General features: G+C 68.6%; 22 protein-coding genes and 2 tRNA genes. 13 read left to right on the plus strand and 11 right to left on the minus strand.

The genetic code is table 11. The annotated features are described in order from the left end of the window. Positions 1–40 precede the first annotated feature (40 nt). Complete coding sequence (locus tag V7672_RS09930) at positions 41–478, minus strand: protease inhibitor I42 family protein (RefSeq protein ID WP_335624441.1); 438 nt, start codon at positions 476–478, stop codon at positions 41–43. Between the two features lie 159 nt (positions 479–637). Here V7672_RS09930 and V7672_RS09935 point away from each other — a divergent pair, with 159 nt between their 5' ends. Next, positions 638–1,171 carry a 3D domain-containing protein gene (locus tag V7672_RS09935; RefSeq protein WP_335624442.1) on the plus strand — a complete coding sequence of 178 codons (534 nt, stop codon included), beginning with the start codon at positions 638–640 and terminating at the stop codon, positions 1,169–1,171. Here V7672_RS09935 and V7672_RS09940 read toward each other — a convergent pair. The 3 genes from V7672_RS09940 to V7672_RS09950 all read right to left on the minus strand — a co-directional run bounded on the left by V7672_RS09940 (position 1,168) and on the right by V7672_RS09950 (position 4,283). Continuing rightward, a complete protein-coding gene (locus tag V7672_RS09940) occupies positions 1,168–1,488 on the minus strand; it encodes an Mpo1-like protein (RefSeq protein WP_335624443.1) in 321 nt (106 codons plus the stop codon). The genes V7672_RS09935 and V7672_RS09940 overlap by 4 nt on opposite strands. 44 nt (positions 1,489–1,532) lie before the next feature. Beyond that, a complete protein-coding gene (locus V7672_RS09945; protein ID WP_335624444.1) occupies positions 1,533–3,494 on the minus strand; it encodes a DEAD/DEAH box helicase in 1,962 nt (653 codons plus the stop codon). 123 nt (positions 3,495–3,617) lie between these two features. Beyond that, the gene (locus tag V7672_RS09950; RefSeq protein ID WP_335624445.1) at positions 3,618–4,283 is read right to left on the minus strand and encodes a winged helix-turn-helix transcriptional regulator; all 666 of its coding nucleotides are present in this window, start codon (positions 4,281–4,283) and stop codon (positions 3,618–3,620) included. A gap of 60 nt (positions 4,284–4,343) precedes the next feature. Between V7672_RS09950 and V7672_RS09955 the strand changes: the two genes are divergently transcribed. Further along, entirely contained in the window at positions 4,344–4,691 is a 348-nt protein-coding gene (locus V7672_RS09955) for a DUF1428 domain-containing protein (protein ID WP_335624446.1), read from the plus strand. A 12-nt stretch (positions 4,692–4,703) separates the two neighbouring features. Here V7672_RS09955 and V7672_RS09960 read toward each other — a convergent pair whose 3' ends face one another. The 4 genes from V7672_RS09960 to V7672_RS09975 all read right to left on the minus strand — a co-directional run bounded on the left by V7672_RS09960 (position 4,704) and on the right by V7672_RS09975 (position 9,984). Further along, on the minus strand, positions 4,704–5,234 hold the full coding sequence (locus tag V7672_RS09960; protein ID WP_335624447.1) for a hypothetical protein: 531 nt from the start codon (positions 5,232–5,234) through the stop codon (positions 4,704–4,706). 199 nt (positions 5,235–5,433) lie between these two features. Continuing rightward, entirely contained in the window at positions 5,434–7,125 is a 1,692-nt protein-coding gene (locus tag V7672_RS09965) for an alkaline phosphatase D family protein (RefSeq protein ID WP_335624448.1), read from the minus strand. 9 nt (positions 7,126–7,134) lie between these two features. After that, positions 7,135–9,705 (minus strand): TonB-dependent receptor, encoded by a 2,571-nt coding sequence (locus tag V7672_RS09970; RefSeq protein WP_335624449.1) that lies wholly within the window; start codon positions 9,703–9,705, stop codon positions 7,135–7,137. A gap of 202 nt (positions 9,706–9,907) precedes the next feature. Then, a tRNA-Arg gene (locus V7672_RS09975) sits at positions 9,908–9,984 on the minus strand. A 142-nt stretch (positions 9,985–10,126) separates the two neighbouring features. Between V7672_RS09975 and V7672_RS09980 the strand changes: the two genes are divergently transcribed. Next, positions 10,127–11,422 carry a hypothetical protein gene (locus V7672_RS09980; protein ID WP_335624450.1) on the plus strand — a complete coding sequence of 432 codons (1,296 nt, stop codon included), beginning with the start codon at positions 10,127–10,129 and terminating at the stop codon, positions 11,420–11,422. A gap of 93 nt (positions 11,423–11,515) precedes the next feature. On the opposite strand, the gene V7672_RS09985 is transcribed toward V7672_RS09980, so the two are convergent. Both V7672_RS09985 and V7672_RS09990 read right to left on the minus strand, forming a co-directional pair. Beyond that, the gene (locus V7672_RS09985; RefSeq protein WP_335624451.1) at positions 11,516–12,298 is read right to left on the minus strand and encodes an SDR family oxidoreductase; all 783 of its coding nucleotides are present in this window, start codon (positions 12,296–12,298) and stop codon (positions 11,516–11,518) included. Continuing rightward, positions 12,295–12,597: a 4a-hydroxytetrahydrobiopterin dehydratase gene (locus V7672_RS09990; RefSeq protein WP_335624452.1), complete on the minus strand. Its 303-nt coding sequence runs from the start codon at positions 12,595–12,597 to the stop codon at positions 12,295–12,297. Before V7672_RS09990 ends, V7672_RS09985 begins: the two co-directional genes overlap by 4 nt. Before the next feature lie 112 nt (positions 12,598–12,709). On the opposite strand from V7672_RS09990, the gene V7672_RS09995 reads away from it, so the two are divergent. The 5 genes from V7672_RS09995 to V7672_RS10015 all read left to right on the plus strand — a co-directional run bounded on the left by V7672_RS09995 (position 12,710) and on the right by V7672_RS10015 (position 17,151). Continuing rightward, entirely contained in the window at positions 12,710–13,423 is a 714-nt protein-coding gene (locus tag V7672_RS09995) for a Crp/Fnr family transcriptional regulator (protein WP_335624453.1), read from the plus strand. A 69-nt stretch (positions 13,424–13,492) separates the two neighbouring features. Continuing rightward, the gene (locus V7672_RS10000; RefSeq protein ID WP_335624454.1) at positions 13,493–14,194 is read left to right on the plus strand and encodes a hypothetical protein; all 702 of its coding nucleotides are present in this window, start codon (positions 13,493–13,495) and stop codon (positions 14,192–14,194) included. A 10-nt stretch (positions 14,195–14,204) separates the two neighbouring features. Next, positions 14,205–14,996, plus strand: coding sequence for a class I SAM-dependent methyltransferase (locus tag V7672_RS10005; protein WP_335624455.1), 792 nt, complete (start codon positions 14,205–14,207; stop codon positions 14,994–14,996). Positions 14,997–15,040: 44 nt separating this feature from the next. Further along, the gene (ubiB, locus tag V7672_RS10010) at positions 15,041–16,573 is read left to right on the plus strand and encodes a 2-polyprenylphenol 6-hydroxylase (RefSeq protein ID WP_335624814.1); all 1,533 of its coding nucleotides are present in this window, start codon (positions 15,041–15,043) and stop codon (positions 16,571–16,573) included. A gap of 50 nt (positions 16,574–16,623) precedes the next feature. Beyond that, positions 16,624–17,151: a hypothetical protein gene (locus V7672_RS10015; RefSeq protein WP_335624456.1), complete on the plus strand. Its 528-nt coding sequence runs from the start codon at positions 16,624–16,626 to the stop codon at positions 17,149–17,151. On the opposite strand, the gene arfB is transcribed toward V7672_RS10015, so the two are convergent. Then, entirely contained in the window at positions 17,148–17,549 is a 402-nt protein-coding gene (arfB, locus tag V7672_RS10020; RefSeq protein WP_335624457.1) for an alternative ribosome rescue aminoacyl-tRNA hydrolase ArfB, read from the minus strand. The two genes, V7672_RS10015 and arfB, sit on opposite strands and share 4 nt — an antisense overlap. Before the next feature lie 59 nt (positions 17,550–17,608). Here arfB and V7672_RS10025 point away from each other — a divergent pair. The 5 genes from V7672_RS10025 to gspF all read left to right on the plus strand — a co-directional run bounded on the left by V7672_RS10025 (position 17,609) and on the right by gspF (position 23,538). Beyond that, positions 17,609–17,682 (plus strand) — tRNA-Gly (locus V7672_RS10025). A 148-nt stretch (positions 17,683–17,830) separates the two neighbouring features. After that, positions 17,831–18,766, plus strand: coding sequence for a type II secretion system protein N (locus tag V7672_RS10030; protein WP_335624458.1), 936 nt, complete (start codon positions 17,831–17,833; stop codon positions 18,764–18,766). After that, positions 18,763–20,814, plus strand: coding sequence for a type II secretion system secretin GspD (gene gspD / locus V7672_RS10035; RefSeq protein ID WP_335624459.1), 2,052 nt, complete (start codon positions 18,763–18,765; stop codon positions 20,812–20,814). The genes V7672_RS10030 and gspD overlap by 4 nt, the downstream gene beginning before the upstream one ends. Positions 20,815–20,818: 4 nt before the next feature. Next, positions 20,819–22,324 (plus strand): type II secretion system ATPase GspE, encoded by a 1,506-nt coding sequence (gene gspE / locus V7672_RS10040; protein ID WP_335624460.1) that lies wholly within the window; start codon positions 20,819–20,821, stop codon positions 22,322–22,324. Beyond that, positions 22,324–23,538, plus strand: coding sequence for a type II secretion system inner membrane protein GspF (gene gspF / locus V7672_RS10045; protein ID WP_335624462.1), 1,215 nt, complete (start codon positions 22,324–22,326; stop codon positions 23,536–23,538). The genes gspE and gspF overlap by 1 nt, the downstream gene beginning before the upstream one ends. Positions 23,539–23,551 lie beyond the last annotated feature (13 nt).

Consider the following 23,551-nt stretch of genomic DNA (forward strand, 5'->3'; position numbering starts at 1 on the left):
CTCCGTCGCGATCAGCGCCCCTTGATAGACCCGTCCGCCCTCAGGGTTCCACCCGCACCGGAATGACGACGGTCTGCAGGTGCCGCTCCGGCTCCCAGCCCGGGGCCTCGACCAGCACCAGTTCGCTGTCGCCGGGCGCCACGGCCTTCAGGTGAATCACGAACCAGTTGGCCCCGCCGGTGGCGCCGCCATCCCGCTGGCTTATGTCGGTGGGGCCGGTCTCCGTCCCCAGCAGCGCGAGCTGATCCGGCAGGGTCGCGATCTGCCAGTCAAAATTCGAGCTCAGCGTCACCGCCATCGTCTGGCCGACGCTGAGGCTCGCCGCACCGTCCCCGTCGTCGATGACGACCGCCACGCCTTCGGGAATCGGCGGGGGCAGGGACGTGTCACCGTCCCCCGGCGTCACCCTGTCGCAGGCATGCAGCGCCAGCACGGCGACGGCGATCCCGCCCAGCCGCAGAAGTCTCGGAAGACGCATCACTCTTTTCCTCCCTCCGCCACTTTGACCCGGGCGGGTCCACAGGCCAACCCACAGGAGCTGACCGAAGGCGGCCCGGCCTGCCGTCTTCTTGTCCCATTCGGCGGGCAAACACCCGGCGCCGGTCGGTTCGAGGATCGGTGATATGGCGATTCCTCCATGCTCAAGACCCTTGTTCTGGTGCTGGCCCTGGTGACCCCTGCGGTCGCCTCATCCATCGATCCCGTGCCCTATGAAGCGCTGGTCTCGGCCGAGGCCGAAGCCGCCGAGCATGGGTTCGCCCCCGATGTCTGGCTGTCCCTGAACGAGGATCAGAAGGCCCTGGCCGTGCGCCCGGCCGACTGGATGCTGTCGGCGCGCATGTATCACGCAGGCGGGGGCGGAGCGACGGGCAACGACTCGCTCGGCTGCCGTCCGATCGCCATGCGCACGGTCGCCATCGATCCGCGCGTGGTGCCCCGTCGCACGCGTCTGTTCATCAAGGAAACGGTCGGCCTGCGCCTCGCCGACGGCACCATCCACGACGGCTACTGGTATGCCTCGGACACGGGTGGCGCCATCAAGGGCAACAAGATCGATCTCTATACCGGCCACGGTCGCGGCTCGATTGCCCCGGTCATGCCGCTGAACATGAGTTCCCTGACGGTCGTCCGCGCCGGCACCTTCGACGGCTGCCCGCCCGCCTGGGACTAGAAGCGGCGCTTGCCGGTCACGGTCTCGAAGAACATCCGCCAGTCGCCCATCAGGCTCCACAGCGGGTATTTGAAGGTGGCGGGCCGGTTCTTCTCGAAGAAGAAATGCCCGACCCAGGCAAAGCCATAGCCGATCACCGGCATGGCCAGCAGCCACCAGGCGTTCATCGTCACGATCGCCGTCACCAGCACGACCAGAACCAGTCCTGACCCGACCACATGAATCCGCCGGCACGTCCGGTTCGAGTGCTCGTGGATGTAGTACGGATAGAAGGCCTCGAACGAGGCGAACCGTTCCTCAGGGGCGTGCGTGCTCATGGGCAAACACTGTCCCCCGATCTCCGTGATGGCAAGACCTCAGATCAGCCCGCGCGCTTGTGCGGCTTGCCGGCCTTCTTGAACGGCGGCTTTGATCTGGCAGCCGCAGGCGCACCCTCGGCCCGGGGCTTGGGCGCACCGCCCTTGAAGGGCGCATTGCCGCGCAGCTTGCCATTGGCCTTGGGATCGCCCTTGGCCTTCCACGGCTTGCGGTCCTCGGCGGGCGCGGGCGCAGCACCGGCCTCGGCACCATCAGCACGGAACGGCGGCTTCTTGGCCTTCCACGCCGGACGCGGACGCTCGCCCCCTTCGCTCTCACCCTCGGCGCGGGGCGCATAGGGCTTCTTGACGAAGGGGCGTTTGGGCCGCGCCTCATAGGCATTGTCGGGGGCCGACGACGGCGTGATCGCCACCTCGGGGTTCTTGGCCGAGGCCAGCGCCGACCGGAAGCCTTCGACGGCGGCCCGCGCGATCTCGAAGCGCGTCTCGTGCGACAGAATGCGGATCGAGCCGATCTCGCGCTTGGTGATCCCGCCCAGACGGCAGATCACCGGGATCAGCCATTTGGGATCGGCCTGCTTGCCCTCGCTGTGGCGGCCCACATCGACGCGGAACCAGCTGACCTCATGCGGTTGCAGTCGCTCGCTCGGCCAGGCCGTGGCCGCATCGCCGCGTTCCTTGCGGTCGGGACGTTCGCCCGGATCGGTCAGCTCTTCCGGCGCCGGCATCTTGGCCCGTTGCAGGCTGATGAAGGCGCAGGCGATCTCTTCGGGCGTCCGCTCGGCCATCAGCCTTTTGGCCAGGGCAAGGTCCTCGTCCGCCACCGGCTGGTCAAAGATGGGACCGGAGACCAGGCGCGCCTCGTCCTGGGCGCGGATGGCGTCGGCCCCGGGGGCGACGTCCCAGCTGGCGGTGACGCCTGCCGTCGACAGCAGCATCTCGGCGCGACGACGTTTCGGATTGGGCACCAGCAGGACGGACACGCCCTTCTTGCCGGCGCGGCCCGTGCGGCCCGACCGGTGCAGCAGGGTCGCCCGGTTGACCGGCAGCTCGGCATGGATGACCAGCCCCAGATCCGGCAGGTCCAGCCCGCGCGCGGCCACGTCGGTGGCCACACAGACCCGCGCCTGGCCGTCACGCAGCGCCTGCAGCGCATCGGTGCGCTCCCGCTGGCTCAGCTCGCCCGACAGGCCGACCGAGGCAAAGCCCCGCTCGCGCAGGGCCGCCTGCAGATGTTTGACCGACTCGCGCGTCGAACAGAACACGAGCGCGCCGGGTGCCTCGAAGAAGCGCAGCACATTGACGACCGCATGTTCGATCTGGTTCGGCGCGATCCGCATGGCGCGGTATTCGATGTCGCCGTGCGGCTGGCTCTTGTTGGTGGTGTCGATCCGCACCGCATCGCGCTGATAGCGCTTGGCCAGCACGGCGATATCGCGCGCGATGGTGGCCGAGAACAGCAGGGTCCGGCGCTCGGGCGGCGACTGGTCGAGGATGAATTCCAGATCCTCGCGGAAGCCCATGTCGAGCATTTCATCGGCCTCATCCAGCACCGCCAGCTTCAGCTCGGACAGGTCCAGATTGCCCCGGTCGATATGGTCCTTCAGCCGCCCGGGCGTGCCGATCACGATATGGGTGCCCCAGCCCAGGGCACGGGCTTCCTTGCGGGCATCCATGCCGCCGACACAGGTGCCGATCTTGGCGTCGGTCCCGGCGTACAGCCAGGTCAGCTCGGCCGCGACCTGCAGGGCCAGTTCGCGCGTCGGCGCGATCACCAGCGCCAGCGGCTTGCCTGCCTTGCCGAACCGTTCCGCCTCGCCCAGCAGGGTCGGCGCGGCTGCAAGGCCAAAGGCGACCGTCTTGCCCGATCCGGTCTGGGCCGAAACCAGCAGGTCCGATCCCGAATGATCGCCCTCCAGAACGGCTTCCTGAACCGGTGTCGGCTCGGCATAGCCACGTTCGGCCAGGGCGCGGTCAAGCGCGGGATGGGTAGCGGGAAACGGCATCGAAGGTCCTGAACAGCAAGAGGGGTCGCCGAAACGACCGCGCCCGGCCAAGGCATGAACCTCGGGCCGGGCGGTAAGGGAGGCCGCCTCTATACACGGATAAAGGCCATGGTGGGGCGGGTTTTACCTGGGCGCCTTCGGCGGCAGGGTGAACAGGCCGGCAAAGGTCTCAAACACCCCCCGGTCGCCGACCTCGAACGCCGCGTCGGGCAGGGGCCTGTCCGCATAGATCGCGCCCGCCACGGCCTCCGGCGTCGATGTCAGTCGCACATCAGCAGGGTCCGGTCGGCCACGTCCGGTGGTCAGCGCACCGCCCTCGATCCGGGCGAAATAGCTCTCTCCGCCCAGCTCAAAGGCCACGGTCATGTCCTGCACACCCGGCGTCGGTGCATACATGGTGCGCAGCGACAGCATCAGCGACACGGCGCTCAGCGGCAGGGTCGGGTCGTGCCGGGGTGAACGCGCGGCCCAGCGGCCCAGCACCTTCAGCGCCTCCTCCAGCTCGAGGCCCCAGTCGGTCAGCTCATAGACCTGCACCCCGGCGGGCGGCTCCAGCCGACGCCTGCGGATCACGCCCGAGTCTTCCAGCCCGGCCAGCTTCTGGGTCAGGACATTGGCCGACAGGCCGGGCAGGGACGCCCGCAGATCGCTGAACCGCCTCGGCCCCAGCATCAGCTCGCGCGCCACCAGCAGGGCCCAGCGCTCGCCCACCAGCTCCAGCGCATGGGCGGTGCCGCAGGCATCATCATAGGGGCGGCCCGGCCTTGTAGTTATCTTTTCTAACTTCATGGTTGACAAATGTAACCTGATCGGGCGTCCTGCTCAACGGAAACGTAACAGGAGCCCCCCATGGCCTTTCTCGACATCACCGTCATACCCGTGCCGACCGCCAACAAGGCCGCCTATCTGGAGCATTCGCGCCAGTCGACCGTCTTCTTCAAGGAGCAGGGCGCCCTCAAGGTCACCGAATGCTGGGGCGAGGACGTCCCCGACGGCAAGGTCACGGACTTCAAGCGCGCCGTGGCCCTGAAGGACCGCGAGACCGTCGCCGTCGGCTGGATCACCTGGCCCGACAAGGCCACCCGGGACACGGCTTGGGAAGTGCTCATGCAGGACGAACGCATGATGAAGCTCGACATGCCGTTCGACGGCAAGCGTATGATTTTCGCCGGCTTCGACGTCCTGATCGACGGCTAGGCCGCCTAAAGCTCAGGCCTCGACCGGCGGCTCTGGTCCCAGCAGCCGCCGGATCGCTGGCCAGACCCTGGCCAGGGCCGAGAGGAACCCGACCACGGTCGACACCCACTGGAACGCCGTCCACAGCCAGCCGAACAGATCCCCCTGTCCCAGCGCCTGGCCGATCGGGAACAGCACCCGCGAGACCCCGATCTGGAAGGCGGCGTAGGTCTCTGAATATTCGATCGACCGGTCGACGAAGAAGGCGATGGCCACCGCCGCCGACACCGGCGCCCACAACAGCGGCAGGGCCAGCATCACGGCCAGCAACAGCACGGCCAGTTTCGTTCCCAACGTCTCGCCTGACACCAGGGTCATCACCGTCCCGGCCCCGAGCGTCAGGGCCAGCGCGCCGAGCATCACCGGCAGAATCCGGTCCACCGCCGTCATCAGGTCGGCAAACAAGAGCCCAATCAATATGGCCGCCCCGCCGACCAGAAAGCCGCCGACCCACAGGGCGGCATACTGACCCAGCCGGCGCTTCAGATAGCCCAGGTTGAACATCGCGGCCTCCTCAGGGCGTCCGTTCAAGGATGCCGCGCCGCGCGCGGGAAGTCCATTGGCGGAACGGCGGTTGTGGATCGTGATCGTCTCTACCCGGTCCCCGCCACCGCTAAGGCCGCCATGCCGACCCCGCCCTTCGACGTCCAGCGGATGATCTATGCAGGTTTCGACGTACTGATCGACGGCTAGGTCCGGCGCCTCAGACCTCGATCAGGGCCCCGGCCCCTGCGGGCGTCTGGTCCACCCTGTACCGTTTCACTGCCTTCAGCTCATAGGGCTTGGCGAAGATGGTCGAGACCGCCATCAGCGCGACGTCGGCGCGCTCCGGCGTCAGGGTCATCAGCACAAAGCCCTTGGAGGCCTGATCGCAGAAGACCACCTCCTCATTGGCGGCCGACAAGGCCAGACCCAGCGGCAGATTGCCGAGCGAGTCAGCGGGCGAGGGACTGGACACGGCGCTGGTGCCGAACTCGACGGCCCGGCGGTCACCGGCATCGTCGTGCAGCTCATTGACCCAGAAGGCGTGGCTGTCGCCGGCCAGCACCAGTGGCTGAACCCCGGCCTCGGCGAAAGTCCGATACAGACGCTCGCGCGCGGCGGGGAAGCCGTCCCAGGCATCCAGATTGAACGGCACGCCCAGTTTGAACAGGCCGATCACCTGCTCGACCTGCGCGCGGATCTCGGGGGTGAGCCCGGCCATCATCCGCTCGATCTGGGCCGGCGGCAGCATCGTCGTGACGTCGGGGCCCTGCACCCGGGCCATCACCACCTGATTGCCCAGGATCTGCCAGGACCGACCGGCTTCCCGTGATCCGGCGAGAGCCTGACCCAGCCAGGTGCGCTGGGCGTCGCCCAGCAACTCGCGCGCCGGATCGTTGCGCCGCGCCATGAAGGCCTCGACGTCGGGCACGGGCGTGCCGTCCGGGCCGGGCTTCATCGTCAGGTCGCCATAGCTGAGCGGCGCCGTGCGCGCCGTCAGCCGCGTCTCGACCATCATCAGGCTGGCCAGATCGCCGAAATGGAAGGTCCGGTTGATCGCCTCGGACAGGGTCCCGGGTGCCGCCTCGCGGATCGGCATCCATTCGTAATAGGCCCTGAGCGCGGCCGCCTTGCGGACGGCATAGTCACCCTCGGACTCCGGCTGGTGGTTTTCGGCGCCGCTGACCCAGCTGTCGTTGGTGACCTCATGGTCGTCCCAGACGCAGATGAAGGGTCCCCGGGCATGGGCGGCCTGCAGGTCCGGGTCGGTCTTGTACTGGGCGTGCCGGCGGCGATAGTCGGCCAGGCTGACGATCTCGTGCGGCGGATCGGGCAGGCGGTTCAGGCGTCGCCCCGTCGCCATGCCATAGGCGTCATCCTCCGCCCCGTATTCATAGATGTAGTCGCCCAGGTGCACGACGGCATCCAGACGCTCCAGCCCGGCGATGGCGTCATAGGCATTGAACAGCCCACCCGGATACAGCTGGCACGAGACGACCGCGAGGGTGACCTCGGGCGTCGCGCCGGCGGGCAGAGTCCGGGTGCGTCCGACGGGCGATACCGTCTCGCTCACCCCGAACCGGAAATAGTAGTCGCGTCCCGGCTGGAGATCCCCGGCCACGAGTTTGACGGTGTAGTCCCGGTCGGGCCCGGTCGTCAGGGTGCGGATCGTGGCGTCGGCCAGATCGGGCGAGGCGCCGATCGCCACGACCACCGGCAAGCTGCCGTCGAAGCCTTCGGGCGGCGTCACACGTGTCCACAGCACCACCGAGTCCGGCCCCGGATCGCCGCTGGCCACGCCGTGATCAAAGCGAACCTCGACCGCCGCGACCGGTCCTGGGCCGGCGACTGTGGCACAGGAGGCGGTCCCGGCCCCGAACAGGCCCAGCAGGCCGCGGCGATCGATCTCCATGGTCATATCCTAGTAACGCAGGCGGACCGACAGGCCCCAGGTCAGCGGACGGCCGGCGATGAAGGTCGGCATGCCGAGCGCGTCACCGGTGTTGCCGGCATCCTTGATATATTCCTCGTCCAGCAGGTTCTCGCCAAACGCCTCGACGGCCCAGTTGCCCGAGTCCGGCTTGTAGCGGACCCTCAGGTTCAGCAGGCCGAACGCATCCTGGAACTCATCCTGGATCAGGTCGGGCACGAAGTTCGACACCTGCAGGGCCGGGATGTCGTTGTCGTCGCTGAAGAAGACCTTCGACTGCCAGGTGTACGTCGGCTGCACCTCGAACGCGCCGCCGCTGACCGGCAGGGTCCACACGGCCCCGATCGACGCCATGTGATCGGGCGACAGCCGGAACTGATTGCCGTCATAGAGGCCTGATTCAAAGCGCGAGTGGTTGTAGCCATAGGTGCCGAACAGCTGGAGCGTATCGGTGGCCAGGAAGTCGAACTGGCCTTCAAAGCCCCAGGCGCTGGCTTCACCGGCATTGGTGACGATGAAGCGGGTGCCGTCCTGGATGGTGGTCTGGAAATTCTCGTAGTCGTAGCGATAGACCGATCCGTCCAGACGCAGGCGACCGTCCGCCGCCGCATATTTGGCGCCGACCTCGAAGCTGTCGACGGTCTCGGCGTCGACCTCGGTGAAGGTCGGGTTGCCCAGCGGGGCCGAGGGCGACCGCGCGCTCAGCACCTTGGGACGACGCCCGCGCGCATAGTTGGCGTACAGGCTGGCATTGTCCGACACGGCATAGCGGGCCGTCAGACGCCAGGTCATGCCGTCGTCCTCCAGATCGCCATAGACGAAGTCGCCGTTGTTCGGCGTCGGCTGGGAGGTCAGACCGAAGGGCGGAAAGCCGGCCGAGGGCGGCAGGCTGACCGAACCCGGCGTCGCCAGGCCGCCGACCACGCCGTTGGCGAAGGCGCCCAGCGCCGCGGCCTGGGCCAGGGCCTCGGGCGTGCCGACCGCGACCAGGGCGGCGATCTGGGCCTGCACCTGCTGCACAGCCAGCAGGCCGCCCAGGATCGACCGGCCGTTGTTCAGCTCACTGGCAAAGCCGGTGGTCTTGTCGTCGCGGGTGTAGCGCAGACCACCCGAGACCTCGAGCCGGTCGGTGAGCTGGATCGTCACATCGCCGAACACATCCCACGAGGTCAGCTCGCTGCTGTTGGTCGGGGTTTCGATGTGGACCGGTTTCAGATTGGCGGCGATGCCCGGGATGACCGGACCAGGCAGGCCAAAGCCCGCCAGGATCGGATTCAGAAGGGTCGGGGAGCCATAGAAGGCCGCCGGCAGGGTGTTGATGCCGACGGCTGCAGGGTTGCCGTCCAGCAGACCGGCCAGCTGGGCCAGCGCCATCCGCTCGTCGAACTGGGTGGGCGTGCGCTGATAGCCTTCCTCGCGGAACCAGCCGCCGCCGATGAAGCCGGTGACGCGACCGCCGTTGTCATAGTTCAGGCGCAGGTCCTGACTCCACTGCTCGCCAAAGGCCTCTTCGGCGGCGGTCAGGATCGGCAGGGACACGCCGTCGGCGTCGAACGTCTCATAGGAGTCGAACCGGCGGTAGGCCGTGGTCGAGTTCAGGCTCAGCGAGGGAGACAGGTCCAGTCGGCCAAGGCCCGTGACGCCCCAGACGTCGCGGTCAAGGCCCAGCCCCTTGCCCCCGTCAAAGGCAGCGGTCGGGGTCAGGGCGGCGCCGTCCCACGGATCGCGTCCGCCCAGCACGGCGCCGGTCGTCGGATCGGCCGGCTCATAGGCGATCGACTTGAACGAGGTGCCCGTGGTGTGGTCCGTCTGGTAGTTGGCGATCACATCAAAGCGGAAGGCGTCGTTCGGCGCGAAGGCGATTCCCAGACGATAGGCCTCGGTGCCCACGCTGTTGTAATCGGGTCCGCCCAGCAGGTTCTCGACCGTGCCGTCCTGACGCTTCAGGCGGGTGGCAAAACGCAGGCCGACCGCATCGCCGAGCGGCATGTTGATCATCAGCTCGGTGCTGACCAGACCATAGTTGCCCGCCCGCAGCTCGGCCGCCGCGTCGACGACCCCCGGCCGGGCCCGGTTCTGGACGATGTTGACGGCCCCGATCAGCGCGCCGCGTCCATACAGGGTCGACTGCGGCCCCTTGGCCACCTCGATGCGCTCCAGATCAAACAGTTCGACGAACGAGCCGCGCGCCTTCGAGATCGACACCCCGTCCTGGAACACCGAAACCCGCGGCTCGGTGGTCGCGGCCCCGTCGTCCGAGGTGATGCCGCGCATCACAAAGCCCGGATTGTTGGGGGACTGGTTCTGCACCAGGAAGCCGGGAACAAAGGCCGACAGCGCCTCGAAATCCTGCACGCCCAGATCCTGCAGGCGCTCACCGGAATAGGTCGTCAGCGCAAACGGTACCTCGACCGGATCCTGGGCGCGCAGCTGGGCGGTGACGATGATCTCGTCCAGCTGGGTGACCGGCTCCGCCTCCTGGGCCAGAACCTGACCGGCGGACAGCGACAGCGCCCCCACGGCGGCGGTCAGAAACAAGGTTTGCTGGAATTGAGTACGCATGGTGACGTCATCCCCGTTGATCACAGGGCTGACCGTCTAAACGCCGTTCATGTATCACCGGCGACGCTTCTGTGCGGCTCTCGCGACCGTAAATCGAAGGAGCGATTACAGTTCGTTCGCCGACGGAGGATTGATCGCTCCGGCGACGCGGACGCACGGACCGGGGCCCGCTGACGCTGAGTCTCTGGAAAAATGAGGAGAATGGCGCACCCGAGAGGATTCGAACCTCTGACCCCTGCCTTCGGAGGGCAGTACTCTATCCAGCTGAGCTACGGGTGCGGACCAAGGAGGGGGTGCTTACAGGATCGCGCGGCGGGCCTCAATCCCAAAGCGACGGCTTCCCGGCCTCCCACGGTTTCGTCTTGGCGTGCGGACGCGACCGGCTTAAGCCTTGGGGTGAACCCTACGGAGTGATCCCGCCATGCGTATTCCGGCCCTCGGCCTCGTCGCTGCCCTCGTCCTGCTGGTCGCCGCCTGCGCCAGCGTTGCGCCGCGTGGCCCGGACGGCGAGGCCGCCCTCAACGTCATCGCCGAGGACTATGTCCACCTGATCCTCGAGATCGGCGAGCACGAGCCGGGCTATGTCGATGCCTATTATGGTCCCGAGGCATGGCCGGCGGAGGCCAAGGCCGACCTGCGTCCTGTGCCGGAGCTGACCCGGGCGGCCGAGGCCCTGTTGGCCGAGATCGAGGCCGTGCCGGACGCGGGCCTCTCGCCCGACCTGCGCCAGCGCAAGGCCTATCTCAGCGCCCACGTCTCGGCGGCCCACGCCCGGCTGCGCATGATCGCCGGCGAAAAGATGGGCTTTGCCGACGAGGCCGAGGCCCTGTTCGGCATCCGGCCCGAGCTGCGCCCCCTGGAAAGCTTCGATCCCGTGCTGGCGCGACTGGATGCCCTGCTGCCGGGCGAAGGCTCGCTCAACGCCCGCCTCGGCGCCTTCCGGGGCGGTACCGCCATCCCGCGCGACCGCCAGGAAAGGGTGATCGCGGCCGCCATCGCCGAGTGCAAGGCCCGCACCGAGGCCCACATCGACCTGCCCGCAGGCGAGAACTTCACCCTCGAATTCGTCACCGACAAACCCTGGTCGGGCTACAACTGGTACCAGGGCCAGTCCCAGAGCCTGATCCAGATCAACGTCGACCAGCCGATCTCGATCGAGCGCGCCATCGATCTGGGCTGCCACGAGGGCTACCCGGGCCACCACGTCTACAACATGCTGCTCGAGAAGACCTTCGTCCGCGAAAAGGGCTGGGTCGAGATGAGCGTCTATCCGCTCTACAGCCCCATGAGCCTGATCGCCGAGGGCAGTGCCAACTACGGCATCGACCTGGCCTTCCCGGGCGAGACGCGCGGCGACTGGGAGCGCGAGGTCCTGTATCCGCTGGCCGGCCTCAACCCCCAGAAGGTCGAACTCCAGACCGCCATCCTCGACATCACCCGCGAACTGGCCCGCGCCGAATACACCATCGCCGACGACTATCTGTCCGGCCGCGCCGACCGCGAGACCACCATCCAGCGGCTGATCAAATACGGCATGCACAGCCGCGGCTCGGCCGAACGCCGCATCCGCTTCATCGACACCTACCGCAGCTACATCATCAACTACAGCCTGGGCCGCGACATGGTGCAGGACTGGGTGGAGTCGCAGGGCCCCGACCACTGGACCACCATGGAACGCCTGCTGGGCAGCCAGATCCTGCCGACAGATTTGCTCTGACGCCGCGTCTCCTCCCCATCATGATGGGGAGGGGGACCACGGAGTGGTGGAGGGGGTAGCGCCGCCTTCAGGAACGGCGAGCACCCGGGCGCCTCACTGCGCCAGCATGCCGCCGTCGATCTTGAACTCGGACCCGGTCACGAATTTCGACTCGTCCGAGGCCAGATAGACCACACACCAGGCCACATCGTCGGGCTCGCCGATCCGCTTCATCGGAATGCCGCGCGTCAGCCGCTCGTGGGCCTTGGCCTCGTCGCCGCCGGCCATGGCGATGAAAGGATCGAGGATCGGCGTCTTGATGAAGACCGGGTGGACCGAGTTGCAGCGGACGTTCCAGTTCTGCTTGGCGGCCTCCAGCGCGATGGTCTTGCTGTACATCCAGACCGCCGCCTTGGTGGCGTTGTAGGCGCCCATGCCGGGTGCCGCCGCCAGTCCCGCCACCGACGAGATGTTGATGATCGAGGCGGGCGCAGAGGCCCGCAGATGCGGCATCGCATGCTTGCAGCCCAACATGATGCTCTCGATGTTGACCGCCTGGACCTTGCGCCAGTTGTCCAGCGTATCAGCCTCGGCATAGGCCATCTCGCCGCCGATCCCGGCATTGTTGATGAGCACCGACAGCCCGCCCATGTCCTCGGTGGCTTCCGTGACCACGCGGACCCAGTCGTTCTCGCTGGCGACGTCGTGGGTAAAGGCGAACACCCGGCCCGGGTGATCGGCCAGCAGCCGGTCGCGCAGCGCCTCGACCGCCCCGCTGTCCAGATCGGTCAGGGCGACCGTGGCGCCCTCTTCCAGCAGCCGCAGCGCCATCGCCTGACCCAGGCCGCCGGCGGCGCCGGTGATCAGGACGCATTTTCCCTTGACGCGATCGGTCATGCGCGGGCTCCCATGGCGGTGGCGACCTCATTCATGAAGCGGGCCAGATCGACGTCCTTGTCGGTCACCCCGTCGGCGTCATGGGTGGTCAGCCGCACCTCGACCCGGTCGTACACATTGAACCATTCGGGGTGGTGATCGCGCTTGTCGGCCATCAGGGCGACCCGGGTCATGAAGCCAAAGGCGGCATTGAAGTCGGCAAAGCGAAAGGTCTTCTGGATGGCATCGCCGTCGCCCGGGTCGACGGCCCAGCCCTCCAGTGTCTGGATGGCCGTTTCGGCTCCGATCTTTGCGGTCATTGCGCGTCTCCCCTGGTGCGTCCTCCTCCCTATAGACCGGTCCGGGACCGGACCGGAAGGCGGGAACGAATGGCCAAGCTTTCTCGTTGACCCCGAACTGAGGGAGGCACCTATGGACGCGTTCACCGACAACCTGTGGCTGGCGACTCTGCGGCCGGTCGACCAGAAGCGGCTGGCTCCGCATCTGAAAGAGACGCCGTTCGACCCGGGCCTGATGCTCTATGACATCGGCGAGGCGGTCGATGCGGTCTGGTTTCCGCTGCACGGCGTCGTGTCCCTGATGACGGTCGTGGGCGAGGACCGCGCCGTCGAGACCGCCGCCATCGGCCGCGAGGGGCTGGTCGGGGTCACCTGCGGTCCGTTGAACGGCCGGGCCGCGACCCGCGCCGTTTGCCAGATCGAGGGCGTGGCCGCCTGTTGCCCCGCCGATGTGTTTGCCGACCTTCTGCAGCAGAGCGCCCCGATGCGTGTGGCCCTGTCGCGCTTTACCGAGGGTCTGCTGGCCCAGGTCCAGCAGGCGGCGGCCTGCAATGCCCAGCACCGGCTGGACCAGCGGCTCGCCCGCTGGCTGCTGACCACCCACGACCGGACCGACAGCGACCGGCTGGACCTGACCCAGGCTGATGTGGCCGACATGCTGGGCGTCCGCCGCGCCACGGTCAGCGAGGTCAGCGCCGAGCTGGAAGGCCGGGACCTGATCCGTCGGGGTCGCGGCTGGGTCTGTGTCACGGACCGCAAGGCCCTCGAAGGCGCGGCCTGCGGCTGCTATGCCCTCATGCGGGGCGTCATGACCGATCTGGGTCTGCCCCAGACGGTCGAGGCCTGACGGGCAGCCTCTTGCCACAGCCGGAATTGTGGCCATTGTTGCAGCTTGGTCCGGGGAGGGCACGGGACGATGACCGCGACGGAGGCGACACCGGATCCCGACGGGCTGCGCCAGCAGTCACGCCCCGGTCGCTGGCGGCGCTGGATGCCGCGCGCAATCTTCGAAAGTCTGCTGATTGTCTTTTCGGTGTTCCTGGCGCTCGGCTTGAATAATTGGGCGGAAGACCGCCGGGAGTCCGAGCGACTGGCCGAGATGCGGACCTATCTGGTTCAGGAAATCCGTCAGAACCGCGATACCCTGGCCAGTGATCACTGGTTGCCGCATCACACGCGCCTTCGGGACGCGGTGATGGCGGTGGCCCTGTCGAATCCAACCCGTGATGAAGTCCGGCAGCTCATGGGTGCCCTGTTCGACACCGGGATACACACGGGGGCGACCCGTGATCCGGTCTGGCAGGCGATACAGGCCAGCGGTCTCCTCACCGAGATGGATGCCGAGGAGCTGTTGCTGGTGTCAAACGTCTACCGCGGTCAGGCCAGTCTTGAGCGCGTCGACCAGCAGATGGTCGGTGTGGTCGCTCCACTGCTGCAGAGCGTCGAGACAGGAGAGGGAATGAACGCCACGCTGATGACACTCGGGCTGCTACTCTCCGACGTCGTCGCGCTCGAAGGGACCCTGATCCAGCGCTATGATGCCGCTCTGGCGGTCATGGACCCCGGCGGCGAGGCCGCGACCACAGCGACCGGTGACGCCGCTTCCCCGACAGGCTAAACCGCGCGACATGAGCACTGCCGACCCCTCCGATCAGACCACGTCGCCCTTCGGCTATCGGGACATGCCGCGCGACGAAAAGGTGCGCCGGGTGCGCGGCGTGTTCGACAGTGTCGCGCCGTCCTACGACCGGATGAACGACCTGATGAGCGGCGGCGTCCACCGCCTGTGGAAGGACGCGGCGGCCGCCCGCCTGAACCCGCAGCCGGGCGAGGTCATCCTCGACGTCGCCGGCGGCACCGGCGATCTGGCCCTCCGCTATGCGAAACTGGCCCGCAAGGCCGCCGCCCGCCGGGGTGGGGAGCCCGCCACGGTGCTGGTACTCGACTATAACGCCGAGATGATCGCCGCCGGTCGGGCGCGCGAAGCCGGGGCCCGCGAGGCCGCCCCCGAGCTGACCTGGATGGTCGGCGACGCCCTGTCGCTGCCGCTGCCCGACGCCTCGGTCGATGCCTATTCGATCGGCTTCGGCATCCGCAATGTCGCCCGCGTCGAGGAAGCCCTGGCCGAGGCGCGCCGGGTGCTGAAGCCCGGCGGTCGCTTCCTGTGCCTCGAGTTTTCGCACCCGACCAGCGCGGCCCTGTCCAAGGCTTACGATGCCTGGTCGTTCAACATGATCCCGCGCATCGGCGGCTGGGTCGCCGGCGACCGCGACAGCTATCAGTATCTGGTCGAAAGCATCCGCCGCTTCCCCGACCAGCAGACCTTCAGGGCCATGATCGAGCAGGCCGGTTTCTCGAACGTCAGCGTCACCAATCTGTCGGGCGGCATCGCCGCGCTGCACCACGCCTGGGCGATCTGACCCTGGCCCGCGTCTTCCGACAGCCCCCCGCACCGCCCCGGACCCTGCCGGTGCGCCACCCCGTGGCGGCGGCCCTGCGCCTGATCGGCTGGGGCTGGATCCTGATCCGGCACGACGCCCTGATGCCGCGCGAGATCACGCCCCTCTTGCCGCCCTGGCTGCGGCCGCTGGCGCATCTGCTGCACCTGTTCTCGGGACGGGAAGGCCGCATCGGCCGCCCCGGCGAGCGTCTGGGCCGGGCGTTCGAGCGTCTGGGGCCGGCGGCCATCAAGCTCGGTCAGGTGCTGGCTACCCGCGCCGACATCTTCGGCACGCAGTTCGCGCTGGACCTCGGGCGGCTCAAGGATCGCCTGCCGCCCTTTCCGCTGGATCAGGCCCGGGTCGAGATCGAGCGCGCCCTCGGCCGTCCGGTCGAAAGCCTGTTCACCGACCTGCAGCCGGCCATCGCTGCCGCCTCCCTGGCCCAGGCCCACGCCGCCCATCTGCACGACGGCCGCAAGGTGGCCATCAAGGTGCTGCGCCCCGGGGTCGAGGGACGGGTGGCCAACGGGCTCGACGCCCTGCGCCTTGCCGCCCGCATGGCCGAGCGGTTCGTGGCGCCCGCCCGCCGGCTGGAGCCTCAGGCCTTCGTCGAGACCATCGCCCGCTCCATGGAGCTGGAGCTGGACATGCGTCTGGAGGCCGCCGCCGCCTCGGAGATGGCCGAGGTCATGCAGAAGAGCGAGTCGGACGGCGTCGTCCTGATGACCGCGCCCGAAGTGGTCTGGGACGGGGTCGGCAAACGCGTGCTGACGCTGGAATGGGCCGAGGGCATGCCCATGACCGATCCGGCCTGTCGCGAGCAGCCGGGGCTCGACACCGACGCCCTGGCCGACAATGTCGTGCGGGCCTTCCTGATCCAGGCGCTGGACCACGGCACCTTCCACGCTGACCTGCACGAGGGCAATCTGTTCGCCTCGCCCCCCGCGCGCCTGGTGGCGGTCGACTTCGGCATCGTCGGCCGGCTGGGCAAGGAGGAGCGGCGCTATCTCGCCGAGATCCTGTGGGGCTTCCTCAGCCGCGATTACGACCGCATCGCCCGGGTCCATTTCGAGGCCGGCTATGTGCCGCCCAGCCATTCGGTCGAGGCCTTCGCCCAGGCCCTCCGCGCGGTGGGGGAGCCGGTGATCGGCAAACAGGCTTCGCAGGTTTCCATGGGCCGGTTGCTGGGTCAGCTGTTCGAGATCACCGCCCTGTTCGACATGCGGCTGCGGCCCGAGCTGATCCTGCTGCAAAAGACCATGGTCTCGGTCGAGGGCGTGGCCCGCCGCCTGAACCCCGACCACGACCTGTGGGCCGCCGCCCGCCCGGTGGTCGAGCGCTGGATCCGGCGTGAACTCGGCCCCCAGGCCCAGGTCCGTGATGCGCTGGAAGAAGTCGTCACCGGCCTGCGCGCCCTGTCGCAACGCATCCGGCGCGATGCCGACGAGACGGCCACAGCCCCGGTGGTGGTCGTGCCCCGTGCCTCGCCCTGGCCGATGGTGCTGAGCCTCGCCGCTCTGGCGCTGGCGACGGCCGCCCTTGTTCTGTCGCTTTAAGGGAGCAATTGTAGCGTCGACACCTGTATCGCCATAGGCGGAGACAACACATGCGTACCTCTTCCAGGACTTTGGGCATCGGTTTGGGCCTCGCTCTGGCCATCAGCCTGACATCGGGCGCGGCTCTCGCCCAGGACACCGACGCGCCGGCCTCCGAGACCGCGGCGGCGAGCCTGCCCAATGCCTTTGACGGCAGGCCGAGAACCGCCCCGCCGGTCGCCGTTCAGGAGATCCCCACCGCCGAAGCGCCCGACGTGGCCCGCGCCCGGGAGACGCTCGAGGCGGTCATCGCGGACGCCCAGGACGGTTCGCTCGACTTCTCGGCCTTCACCGAGGACATGACCACGCGTCTGCGCCCCGTCGAAGGCGATCTGACCGGAGCGATCCAGAGCTTCGGGGCGCTGGAAACCATCGCCTATGTCGGTCGTCAGAACGGTGCCGACATGTTCGAGGTCCGCTTCGACAGCATCCTGACCCAGTGGGTGATCGGCTTTGACGCCGACGACCGGATTGCGATCCTGCTGTTCCGCGAGGCGCCTCCGGCCGAGGCCGCCCCGGCCCCGGCATCCGGGAGCTAGTCCCCGTCCGGCCGCCCGCGTCCGCTCTTGATCTGCGCCCGCCGGGTCTTGGCCTGCAGCCGCCGTTCCTTTGACGCCCGCGTCGGTCGTGTCGCAACGCGCGGACGCGGGGGTGTCGTCACCGAATCGATCAGGGCATGCAGCCGGTCGATGGCGTCCTGACGGTTGCGTTCCTGAGTCCGGAACCGCGTCGCCGTCATCACCAGGATCCCGTCCAGCGTCAGCCGCCGCCCGGCCGCCTTCAACAACCGCGCGCGCACGCCCTCGGGCAGGCTGGGTGAGCGCGCCGCGTCAAATCGCAGCTCGACCGCCGTCGCCACCTTGTTGACGTTCTGCCCTCCGGGCCCCCCGGCGCGAAAGAACCGGAACTCAAGCTCATTTTCGCCGATACGGATCATCCGGTCAGTCTAGCGCGCTGCAGGCGCCCGGACTATGGTCCGCCCGACCGCCGGGTCCCGCGGGTGTAGCTCAATGGTAGAGCAGCAGCTTCCCAAGCTGACGACGAGGGTTCGATTCCCTTCACCCGCTCCAGCGCCCGTGTTCTCCGACGCACGGTGACGGACCCGCGACACTGGCTCCGCCCTCGGAGCAATCTTCGCGATTCATACGCGGCATTGTCATCAAGCCGCGCGGGCTGGCCAGGTCGGGTCCGGGGTAAGAGCGTCCGCAATCGGAGCGGATGAGACCCATCCGTCATCTGAAGATTTCAGGGGCCCGGTCCGGGTCGGCGGGGCGAGTGTCGGTGATCCGCAGCGTATCCATCCTTCAGGTCTGGCCGTCTGGCTGGCCCCGCTTCGGGGCGGGCCGGTCGGTGGATGCCGTGCGTCCGCGCGGTTCGGGCCTGCGGCGGGGGGGCGAGCTGACGATGGCGGCCCTGATCCTGATCCAGCTTGTGCGGCTGGTGATGCTGTTCATGGCGCCCAACGCCGGGGCGCAGGCGGCCGAGGCCGTGACCGCGCCGAACACCGGCGTCCTGTCGCGGTTCGATGCCTTTTTCCATACGGGCGAGCGCAGCAGTCTGGCCGAGCTTACCCATGCCGGCAGCGAGCAATTGCGCCTGTTCGGCGTGCGGGCCGGGGCCGGCGGCGGGGGCTCGGCCATCCTCGGCCTGCCCGACGGCACCCAGCTGTCGGTCGGGGTCGGCGAGGAGATCCAGCCGGGACTGGTGCTGCGCGCCGTGGCCGAGGACCATGTCACGGTCGCGCGCGGCACCTCGGTCAGCCGCATCGATTTCGGCGAGGTGCCGGTAGGCGCCGCCAGCGTCCCGCCGCCACCCGCGACGCCGCAGGTGGTGGCCCCGCCGCGTCCGGCCGCGCCCCGGCCCGAGGCCGCCGTGGTCGATCCCGCCCGCCTGATGGCCGAGGCGGGTCTGCGCCCCCGTATGCAGGGCCTGTCGATCAATGGCTTTACCGTCACCGCGCGGGGCGAGAGCGCCGACCTTGCGGCCGCCGGTCTTCGCGCCGGCGATGTCATCCTGTCCGTCAACGGCATCGCCCTGGATGGCCCCTCGGCCATCAACCGCCTACGTACCGATCTGGCCGAAGCGCCCCAGGCCGTCATCCGCTTCGAGCGGGACGGCGCCCCCCAGACCACCACCGTAAGGACCCGCCCGTGATCCGGTCGTCTTCGAGACTGTTCGGCCGCCTGGCCGCCCTGGTGCTTGCGGCATTTGTCGTGCAGGCCGCCCTGCCTGTGGCGGTGGCCCATGCGCAGGAGCGCCAGATCCTGAATGTGCAGGGCGCCGACATCCGCGCCTTCATCCAGGACATCGCCCGCTCGACCGGGCGCACCTTTATCATCGACCCCTCGGTGACCGGCACGGTGACCGTGACCAGCGACCGGCCCCTGACCCCGGCCGAGACCTATGAGGTGTTCCTGTCGACGCTGCGGGCCAATGGTCTGGTGGTCATTCCGACGTCGTCGGGCGCCTACCGCATCGCCCCGGCCCAGGGCGCGGCCCAGGGGCCGGCGACGGTCGGCTCGGAGCGGTTTGCGACCGAGGTCTTCCAGCTGCATCACATCGACGCCGCCTCGGCCGCCGAGACCATCCGCCCCCTGGTCGGGCCCCAGGGTCAGGTGCTGGCCAACCCCAACAGCAACACGGTGGTGGTGGCCGACTTTGCCGACAATCTGGCCCGCGTCCGGGCGCTGATCGCGCGCATCGATGTGGACAGCACCGACATCGTCGTCGTGACGCTGGAGAACTCCTCGGCCCGCGAGATCGCCGCCGTGCTGGACGAGGTGCTGGCCCCGGTCGGCGGTCAGGCCGGACAGGGGCTGGTCAAGGTGACGGCGGTCGAAAGCTCCAACTCCATCGTGTTGCGGGGCGAGCCGGCTGCGCTGGTGCGGGTGCAGTCGCTGATCTTCGACCTCGACCAGCGGGCCCTGACCTCGGACGATGTGCGGGTCATCTTCCTCGAACATATCGACGCCGAACAGCTGCTGCCCGTGCTGCAGCAGATCGTCGGCCAGACGGTCACGCCCTCGTCGGCGGCGGGTCAGCAACCGGCCGAAGGCGGCGAGGCGGCGACCGTGTCAGCGTCCCCCGGCCAGCGTGCCACCATTGCCCGCTATCCCGGCGCCAATGCCCTGGTCATCTCGGCGCCGCCCGAGACCCAGCGCATGCTGGGCGACGTCATCGCCCAGCTGGACCGCCGCCGCCAGCAGGTGCTGATCGAGGCCATCGTCGTCGAGCTGTCCGACAATGCCGTGCGCGAGCTGGGCGTCCAGTGGCTGCTGGCCGGCGAGGACGGCAATCCGATCCTGGCGACCAACTATTCCGAGCGGGCGGCGCCCCTGCTGTCGATCGGCGGCGCGCTGGCGGCCCGCGACCTGGACGAGGACGACCCCCTGCGGGACGACCTCGCCTCGGCCGCGCTGAACGGCCTGCTGGGGGCCAATGGCTTCATCGGTGGCGGCGGCGGACGGATCGGCGACACCCTGTTCGGCTTCATCATCAATGCGGCCAAGACCGACTCGGGCTCGAACCTGCTGCAGACCCCGTCGCTGATGACCCTCGACAATGAGGAGGCCACCATCCTGGTCGGTCAGGAGGTGCCGATCACGACCGGCGAGACCCTGCTGAACGGCAATGACAACCCCTTCCGCACGACCCAGCGTCAGGACATCGGCGTCAAGCTGATCGTCCGGCCCCAGATCAATGCCGGCGGCTCGGTGACCCTGTTCATCCGTCAGGAGGTGTCGAGCATCAACGGCATCCTCAGCAGCAATGCCGGAGACCTGATCCTCGACAAGCGCGAGCTGGAGACGACCCTGGTCGTCGAGGACGGCGACATCGCCGTCGCCGGGGGCCTTCTGGACCAGAACGACCGCATCTCGATGGACCGGGTGCCCTATCTGTCCGACGTGCCGCTGATCGGGGGCCTGTTCCGTTCGGAAAGCCGCCAGCGCGGGCGCACCAATCTGATGATCTTCATCCGCCCGACCATCATCCGCAGCCCGGCCGACGCCCAGCGCCTGACCGCCGACCGCTGGGGCTATATGCGTCAGGAGCAGCTGCGCGTGGCCCCGGGTCAGGAGCCCAGCCTCGACGAACTGATCCGCGACTACATCCGCACCCAGCCGCCCGTGCCGCCGCAGTATCTGGAGACCGCCCCGGTCGCCCCGGTCGATGGCGACACCCTGCCGCCGGTTCAGCCTTGATCCCATGACGATGCTGGCCGACCCCACCCTCAGCTATGCCTTTGCCAAGCGCCACGGCGTGGTGGTGACCGAGCGCGGCGACGTGGCGGTCGTGGCCCTGCGAGAGGGGGCCGATCCGCTGGCGCTGGTCGAGGCCCGGCGCGTCCTGGGGTGTCCGCTCAAGGTCGAACCGGTCAGCCGCAGCGCCTTCGACCGCCTGCTGTCCGAAACCTATGCCGGCGATCCGGTGGCGGGGGCGAACGGTGGCGACGATCTGGCCCTGCCCGGTGGACTGGACAGTCTGGTCGATGAAATCCCGGCCGCCGCCGACCTGCTGGACACCACCGACGACGCCCCGGTCATCCGCCTGATCAACGGCCTGATCGCCGAGGCCGTGCGGGCGGGGGCGTCGGACATCCACCTTGAGCCCTATGAGCAGGCGCTGGTCGTGCGCATGCGCGTGGATGGGGTGCTGAAGGAGGCCCTCAGCCTCAGCCCGCGTCTGGCCCCCGTCGTGGTGTCGCGCATCAAGGTGATGGCGCGGCTCGACATCGCCGAAAAACGCATCCCGCAGGACGGCCGTATCCCGCTGGCGCTGGGCGGCAAGACGCTGGATGTGCGGGTCTCGACCCTGCCGTCGCGGGCGGGCGAGCGGGTGGTGCTGCGAATCCTCGACAAGGATCAGGCGGGTCTGGGCCTGCGCGACCTGGGCATGGATGAGGCCACGCTCGCGGCCTATCACGCCGCCCTGGCCGAGCCGAACGGCATCCTGCTGGTCACCGGCCCGACGGGCTCGGGCAAGACCACCACCCTCTATGCCGGCCTGTCGCTGCTCAACACCGGCACCCGCAACATCCTGACGGTCGAGGACCCGGTCGAATATGCGGTCGAGGGCGTCGGCCAGACCCAGGTGAATGCCAAGGTCGGCATGACCTTTGCCGCCGGGCTGCGCGCTATCCTGCGTCAGGACCCCGACGTGGTCATGGTCGGCGAAATCCGCGACGTCGAGACCGCCTCGATTGCCGTTCAGGCCGCCCTGACCGGTCACCTGGTGCTTTCGACCGTGCACACCAATGATGCGGCCGGTGCCGTCACCCGGCTGCGCGACATGGGGGTCGAGCCCTTCCTGCTGGCCTCAACCCTGCGCCTGATCATGGCCCAGCGGCTGGTGCGGCGTCTGTGCCCCCATTGCCATACGCCCGAGGTCGCCGATGCGGCGACCGCGCGGCTGGTCGGCATTGCAGCGGGCCAGACGGTCTGGCGCCCGACAGGCTGCGACCACTGCAACCAGTCCGGCTATGTCGGGCGGGTCGGCCTGTACGAGACAATCCGCGTCACCGACACCCTGCGCCGTCTGATCACCACCGGGGCCGATGAGGCCGCCATGAATGCCGAGGCGCTGGGTGACGGGCGGACGCTTGCCGGTCAGGCACGGGCGCTGGTGCTGGAGGGCACGACCTCGGTCGAGGAGGCGCTGCGCGTCACCCGCACCCGGTCCGAGGACCTGCCGGCGATCGAGGCGGTGGCCTGATGCCCCGGTTCGACTATGTGGCCGTGGACGGCGGCGGGCGCACCGTCCGGGGCAGTGTGGACGCCGCCGATCTCGAGGCCGCCCGCGACCAGGTCGGCCGCAAACAGCTGATGCCGCTGGAGGTCCAGCCCGGCCGGGGCCTGTCGCGCACCGAAACATCGAAAACCCCCGGCGGGACGAAGCTGGACGCGCGGGCGCTGGCGTTGGCCACGCGGCAGCTGGCTACGCTGATCTCGGTTGTGCCGGTCGAGGAGGCCGTCCGCACCCTCGCCCTGCAGGCCGAAAAGCCCAAGGTGCGCCGCTGTCTGGAAGCCGTCCATCAGGGGGTGGTCGAGGGCCGCCGCCTGTCCGAGGCCATGGCGGAACAGGGCCGCGCCTTCCCGCCGCTGTACCGCGCCATGGTGGCGGCGGGGGAATCCTCGGGCGCGCTGCAGCCGATCCTCGAGCGGCTGGCCGACGGGCTGGAGCGCGAGCAGGAGGTGCGCGGCAAGGTCATCACCGCCCTGGTCTATCCGGCGGCCCTGGCGGCCGTGGCGCTGGCCGTGATCACCGCCCTGATGACCTTTGTCGTGCCGAAGGTCGTCGATCAGTTTTCCAGCATGAATCAGGACCTGCCCCTGCTGACCCAGGGGGTGATTGCCGTCTCGCACGCCATGCGCGACTGGGGTCTGATCTTTGCCTTGGTGATGGTCTGTCTGGGCGCGATCACGGGGCTGGCGCTGCGCCGTCCGGACCTCAGGCTGAAGGCCGATACCCTGCTGCTGCGTCTGCCGATCACGGGGCGGCTGACGCGCGACCTGCATGCTGCGCGCATGGCCCGCACCCTGTCGACCATGATCTCCTCGGGCCTTCCGGTGCTGGAAGGGCTGAACCTGACCGCCCGTACGGTCTCGAACACCCGGCTGGCCGCCGCCACCCGCGTCATGGCCGATGTGGTGCGCGAGGGCGGCTCCCTGTCCGGGGCCATGCGCCGTGCCGATGTGTTTCCGCCCCTGCTGGTGCACATGACCGCCTCGGGCGAGGGCGCCGGGCGGCTGGAGCCCCTGCTGGACCGCGCCGCCGACTATCTGGAACGCGAGTTCGCCACCTTTACCGCCGTGATGCTCAGCCTGCTGGAGCCAGGCATCATCATCGTCATGGGCGGGGTGGTGGCCGTCATCGTCCTGTCGATCCTGCTTCCGATCCTTCAGATCAACACCCTGGCCATGGGATGACATCATGACCCAC

It is taken from the genome of Brevundimonas sp. (assembly GCF_036963785.1).
Classification (GTDB): Bacteria; Pseudomonadota; Alphaproteobacteria; order Caulobacterales; family Caulobacteraceae; genus Brevundimonas.